Here is a 5,314-nt window from a genome sequence, read left to right on the forward strand (position 1 = left end):
AGCGGTACCGACGGGGCTCCCCGGCGGCCGAGCGGGCCTTCCGGCAGCTCGACTCGCCTTCCGGGGAGCCCCGTCGGCCGTGTCCCGGGCCGGAGCGCGCCGACCGGGCTCAGCTCGGCCGCGGCATGACGGTGGCGTCGGTCGGCAGGGGGTAGCGGTCCGGGTCGACCGGGCCGGGGAGGTCCGTCGCCGGTCGGCCGGGTTCCGCCGGGTCCGGCATCGACGGCTGGGCGGGCGGGACGGGCACGGAGTTGAAGGGCGTACCGGGCGGCGGCTGGACGGGCACGGACCGGCCGGCCGGGACGGCCTGCCGCGGTGTGACACCGCAACCGGCAAGGCCCTCCAGGCCGTTCGGGCTCTGCGTCGCGGGCGAGTTGCCGCTGAAGCAGTTGCCGGGGTCGGCCGCGGCCATCACCAGGTCGGCGCCGTTGGCCGTGACGCTGTTGCCTTCGATGCGGTTGCCGACGGCCGGGTGCCCCGGGAGGTCGGTGACGACGACCCCGGCCGCGCGGTTGCCCCGGACGAGGTTGCGCGCGATGTGGTTCTCCGTGCCGCCACCGATCCCGATGCCGATGCCGAAGCCCCCGTCGGCCTGCTCGGGCGAGTCCGCGGCGTTGTTGTCGGTGATCACGTTGCCGGCGATCACCGCGCCGTGCTGCGGGGCGAGTGCCTCCAGGTCGTTGGAGTTCACCGTCACCCCGACGCGGTTGCCGACGACGCGGTTGCCGAGCACCGTCAAGCCGTCCGAGGCGTTGGTGATCTCGATGCCGACCGCGTTGCGCTCCACCGTGTTGCCGCGCACCAGCGTGTCGCAGGGCTTGCACTGGCCGACGTAGATGCCGGAGTCGGCCCCTCCGGAGGCGTAGGAGTCCTCGATGACACCACTGCGCGCGTCGAAGGCGTAGATGCCGTAGAGCCCGTTGTTGTACGCCGTCACCCTGGAGGCCCGGAACCCCTGCACCGGCGGGAACCGGACGGTGTCCAGCGGGTCGTAGGCCGACCCGCCGGCGCCGCGGTACTGCAGCTTCTCGTCGGTGACGCCGGTGAACAGCACGCCGTTGGCGAGGTAGCCGTGGACGGTGAGGTTCTCCACCACCGAGCCGGCACCGGAGACGGTGATGCCGTTGGTGAGCCGCTGCCCTCCGTCGAAGACCACCGCGTTCCGGTCCGATCCGCGCACCACCACCCGCGGGACGGTGACCCGCACGCTCTCCCGGTACACGCCGGGGTGAACCAGCACCGTGTCCCCGTCACGAGCGATGTCCACCGCCTGCTGCACCGTGCGGAAGTCCTCCGGTACGCGAAGGACGTTCCCGGCCGGGTGCTGATCGGCGGACGGCTTCGAATCGGCCGACGAGCAACCCGTGGCCGCCGCCGCGACCGCGACGACCAGCGCCGTCAGGTACCGCGGCAGGTACCGCGGCGCCGGTGCCCGGGACACGGCAGGCCCGGGCACCGAACGATTCAACAGACCATGAGGAGGCAGGATTTGCATGACAGGTGTTCTATCGTCTCCAATATCGCCCATGCACACCGAACCGGGAAATGCGCAGGAGCCGGCACGAATCGCCGCAACCGGTTTGGACCGCCGGAGCCTCCTCACTGCCGGAGCGGTGCTGGCCGCCGGGATCGGCACGGCGGCGGAGGGGGTGGTGAGCAGCGTCCGGGCATCGCGCCGTGGCGCCGCTTCCAGCGCCGCCCCGCCACCCCCGGCGGCGATTTCCTTCCACGGCGCCCGGCAGGCCGGCCTGACTGCGCCTCAGTTACCCGTCACACAGCTGTTCTCCCTGGACCTCCCGCCGACCTCCGCCACCGCGGACCGGGAGACCCTGCGCACCGTCCTGGAGGCGCTGACCCGCACGCTCTCCACCGCTGCCGCCGGTACGCTGCCCGACCTGCGGCTGCGGACCGACGACCCGGCCCGGCTCACCTCCCTGGTCGGCGTCGGCCCCGTGCTCGCCTCCCGGCTCGGCCTGAACGTCCCGGGCGAGCTGACCGACCTGCCGCCGTACCCCGGCGACCGCCTCGACCCGGCACGCGGCAACGGCGACGTGCTGGTCCAGCTGTGCGCCGCCGACCGCTGGACGCTGACCGTCGTCGCCGAGCTGGCCACCACCGCCGCGAGGGCCGCCGGCGCCGTCCCGCGCTGGACCCAGTCCGGTTTCCTGCCTCCCACGCCCCCGGGCACCACCGCGCGAAACCTGTTCGGGTTCAAGGACGGCACCGCCAACCCCGACGACGAGGCCGCCCGGCAATGGGTCTGGGGCCCGCCAGGAGCCCACGAGAACGGGACCATCCTGGTCTACCGCAGGATCCGCATGGATGTCGCCGGCTTCGCGGCACTCCCCGAGGACCGGCAGAACATGACGATCGGCCGCCGCTCCGGCGACGGCGTCCCGCTCACCGGCACCGCCGAGCACGACGAGCCGGACATCTACGCCAAACACCCGGACGGCTCCTACGTCATCCCCGCGACCTCCCACATCCGTCTCAGCAGCCCCCGCCTCGACAGGGGCGCCCGGATGCTCCGTCGCGGCTACAGCTACGACGACGGCCTGGACGACCGCGGCCTGCTGTTCTGCGCCTTCATGCGCGACCCCGCCCTCTTCACCCGCGTCCAGGAGCGCCTGGCCGCCCGCGACGCGCTGTCCCCCTTCGTCGAACACCAGGCGTCGGCCGTGGCCTACGTGCTGCCCGGGGCCGCGCCGGGCGGGACCCTCGGCGAACAGCTCTGGGCGTGAGTGAGGCCGGTGCCGTCCGTCCGGGAGTCGTTCCGGACGGACGGCACCGGCCTCGTCGGGTGTGAGGTGTGCTACCGGCGGCCGCGCGCCGGTGCGGAGTTGAGCTTGGAGCTGAGCGCCGACAGGAAGATCGGGAGCTTGTCCACCGCGGTCTTGGGGACGGGGGTGACCTGGACCGTGTCCCGCACCACGTCCTGCACGACGAGCTTGTACGTGCCGCCCTCCTCGACGAGTTCGGCGGCGTAGAGCAGTGTTTCCACCAGTGGTCCTCCGGTTGTCTGTGGTACGAGGGGTCAGGAGCCGTTGAGCCAGGCGTTCCACGCCTTGGTGGCCTGCTGCTCGTCCGCTCCCTCGGCGAACAGGTGGTGGCCCAGCCAGATCGGCCAGTTCCAGGAGCTGCCGTTGTAGAACCGGTACAGCGCGTCCGGGCCGCGCAGCCCGATGAAGTCGGGGCTCAGGTAGTCCACGACCACCTCCTCCGGGCCGTCGTCCGCGCCCGGGAGGTCGAGTGAGAGCCGGTCGCCGACGGCCGCGTCGTCGGGGAGGCCGAGGCGCCGGCGCAGCGTGGCGAAGTCGGCGGGGTCGCCCGTCGGTCCGGGCCGGCCGGCCTTGACGTAGACGGCGGCGCGGTCGGCGAAGTGCGTCAGGTACTGGGCGAGGCTGTGCTGGTAGAAGTCGACGTGCTTCTCGGCCGCGTCCGCCCTGGTGTCCCAGCCGTCGTCGACGACACCCTCGTGCACCCAGTGGATCCCCATCCGCAGATGGCTCGACCCGCCGTCGGCCGGCTCGATGTGGTAGCTGAGCGTGTTCGAGAAGCCGCCGTCCCTGGTCGCCCGGACGGCGAAGTGGTGCGGCGGTTCCCACGCCACGACGGTGCCCCCGCCGCGGGAGACCGTCCCGCCGACGTGCGGCTCGACCTCCATGGGGTACAGCCAGCTGAGGTTGCCGGCACCGGTGGCGATCGCCTGCCAGACCTTGTCCGGTGCGACGGGCAGGTCCTGCTCCCGACGCACCTGGAACTCTCGGGCCATGGTCGGTTCTCCTTTGCGGTCGATGGGGTTGTTCAGTAGGTGAGCGGCAGGGCGCACAGCCGCCGCTGGAGCGGGTTGGGCCGCCATTCGAGGGCCGCCTCGTCCGCGAGCCCGAGGCGCGGGAGCCTGCGGACCAGCGTCCCGACGGCCAGCTCGGTCTGGAGCCTGGCGAGCGGTCCGCCGAGGCAGAAGTGCGGGCCCGTGCCGAAGGTCAGGTGCCGGTTGCGGGTGCGCGCCAGGTCGAGCCGGTCGGGGTCCTCGAAGCGGTCCGGGTCGCGGTTGGTCGCGCCGAGGAACAGGTACACCAGCTCGCCCTCGCGCAGCACCTGCCCGCCGATCTCGACGTCCTCCGCGACGACCCGGACGATCGCCTGGGTCGGCGTGTCGTAGCGGGCCAGCTCCTCGACGGCGGTGCGGATCAGCGCCGGGTCCTCACGCAGCCGGGCCAGTTGGTCGGGGTGGCGCAGCAGGGCGAGGGTGCCGTTGCCGATCAGGTTGGCGGTGGTCTCGTCTCCGGCGGTGACGAGGACGAAGCAGGTGGACAGCAGTTCGGAGTCGGTGAGCCGGTCGTCCGTGGCCTGTGTCGTGACCAGGGCGCTGATCAGGTCGTCGCCCGGTTCGCTCCGGCGCTGCCGGATGAGCCCGGACAGGTACTCCTCGTACTGGTCGACGGCGGCCTCGGCCTGCTCGATGTCCGCGGTGAGGTTGCCGAGCCGTCGGAACCAGGTCTTCACCCGGGGGCGGTCCTCGGGCGGGATGCCGAACAGCTCGCAGGCGACGGCCAGGGGCAGCGGGGAGGCGACCGCCTCGATGAAGTCCATGGCCGGCCCCTGTGCCACGGCCCGGTCGATCAGGTCGTCGACGACCGTCTGGATGCCGTCCCGCAGGGCCTCGACCCGCCGGGCGGTGAACGCCCGGTTCACCAGCTTGCGGAGCCGGGCGTGGTCCGGTGGATCGGTGTTGGTCATCACCCGGCCGAGCCGGTCGGTGAGCCGGCTCAGGGCCTTCAGGTTTCCGCCCAGACCGCCGAGGGCCCTGGTCATCCGGTCCCGGTCGTTCGACAGGCGCAGGTCGCCCAGGGCGGCGTCGACGTCGGCGTACCTGGTGAGGTACCAGATGCCCTGGTCGCTGCGGTGGACCGGGCTCTCGCGCCGCATCCGGGCGTAGAACGGATACGGGTCCCGGCGGGCCTCGGGCGTGTACAGCGCCGCGGCGAGGTCTCCGGACAGCCCGGCCGGGCCCGTGGTGGCACGGGCCCCGGCCGGGGTGTCGGCTCCGAGCGGGTCGGCTCCGAGCGTGTCGGTGGAGGTCACGTCGGCCGCGCTACCGCTGGGCGTCCATGGCGTCGGCAAGGCTCCTGGGCCGCATGTCGGTCCAGGACTGCTCGACGTACTCCAGACAGGCGGCGTGGGTGTCGGGGCCGTGGACGACGGTCCAGCCCTCGGGGACGTCCGCGAACTGCGGCCACAGCGAGTGCTGGTTCTCCTGGTTGACGAGCACGAGGAAGGTGCCGTCCTGGTCGTCGAACGGGTTGGTCATGGG

6 protein-coding genes are annotated in these 5,314 nt (G+C 72.7%); 1 reads left to right on the forward strand and 5 read right to left on the reverse strand.

The window, feature by feature from the left end:
- Positions 1-109 precede the first annotated feature (109 nt).
- On the reverse strand, positions 110-1,456 hold the full coding sequence (locus ACIP82_RS04870) for a right-handed parallel beta-helix repeat-containing protein (protein ID WP_400650889.1): 1,347 nt from the start codon (positions 1,454-1,456) through the stop codon (positions 110-112).
- A gap of 70 nt (positions 1,457-1,526) precedes the next feature.
- Here ACIP82_RS04870 and ACIP82_RS04875 point away from each other — a divergent pair, with 70 nt between their 5' ends.
- On the forward strand, positions 1,527-2,741 hold the full coding sequence (locus ACIP82_RS04875; protein ID WP_400650891.1) for a Dyp-type peroxidase: 1,215 nt from the start codon (positions 1,527-1,529) through the stop codon (positions 2,739-2,741).
- Positions 2,742-2,812: 71 nt separating this feature from the next.
- Here the strand turns inward: ACIP82_RS04875 and ACIP82_RS04880 are convergent, their stop codons facing one another.
- The 4 genes from ACIP82_RS04880 to ACIP82_RS04895 are packed head-to-tail and all read right to left on the reverse strand — an operon-like array spanning position 2,813 to position 5,311.
- The gene (locus ACIP82_RS04880) at positions 2,813-3,001 is read right to left on the reverse strand and encodes a hypothetical protein (protein ID WP_363612521.1); all 189 of its coding nucleotides are present in this window, start codon (positions 2,999-3,001) and stop codon (positions 2,813-2,815) included.
- 33 nt (positions 3,002-3,034) lie between these two features.
- A complete protein-coding gene (locus ACIP82_RS04885) occupies positions 3,035-3,772 on the reverse strand; it encodes an SRPBCC domain-containing protein (protein ID WP_400650894.1) in 738 nt (245 codons plus the stop codon).
- 32 nt (positions 3,773-3,804) lie between these two features.
- Complete coding sequence (locus ACIP82_RS04890; protein WP_400650897.1) at positions 3,805-5,085, reverse strand: cytochrome P450; 1,281 nt, start codon at positions 5,083-5,085, stop codon at positions 3,805-3,807.
- Between the two features lie 10 nt (positions 5,086-5,095).
- The gene (locus ACIP82_RS04895) at positions 5,096-5,311 is read right to left on the reverse strand and encodes an MbtH family protein (RefSeq protein ID WP_400650899.1); all 216 of its coding nucleotides are present in this window, start codon (positions 5,309-5,311) and stop codon (positions 5,096-5,098) included.
- Between the last annotated feature and the right edge of the window lie 3 nt (positions 5,312-5,314).

The sequence above is a fragment of the Kitasatospora sp. NPDC088548 genome, assembly GCF_044753005.1.
GTDB lineage: Bacteria > Actinomycetota > Actinomycetes > Streptomycetales > Streptomycetaceae > Kitasatospora.

Excerpts from the sequence above, each read along its gene's own strand:
- ACIP82_RS04875 (WP_400650891.1), top strand. The coding sequence starts at position 1,527 with ATGCACACCGAACCGGGAAATGCGCAGGAGCCGGCACGAATCGCCGCA.
- ACIP82_RS04885 (WP_400650894.1), bottom strand. The coding sequence starts at position 3,772 with ATGGCCCGAGAGTTCCAGGTGCGTCGGGAGCAGGACCTGCCCGTCGCA.
- ACIP82_RS04895 (WP_400650899.1), bottom strand. The coding sequence starts at position 5,311 with ATGACCAACCCGTTCGACGACCAGGACGGCACCTTCCTCGTGCTCGTC.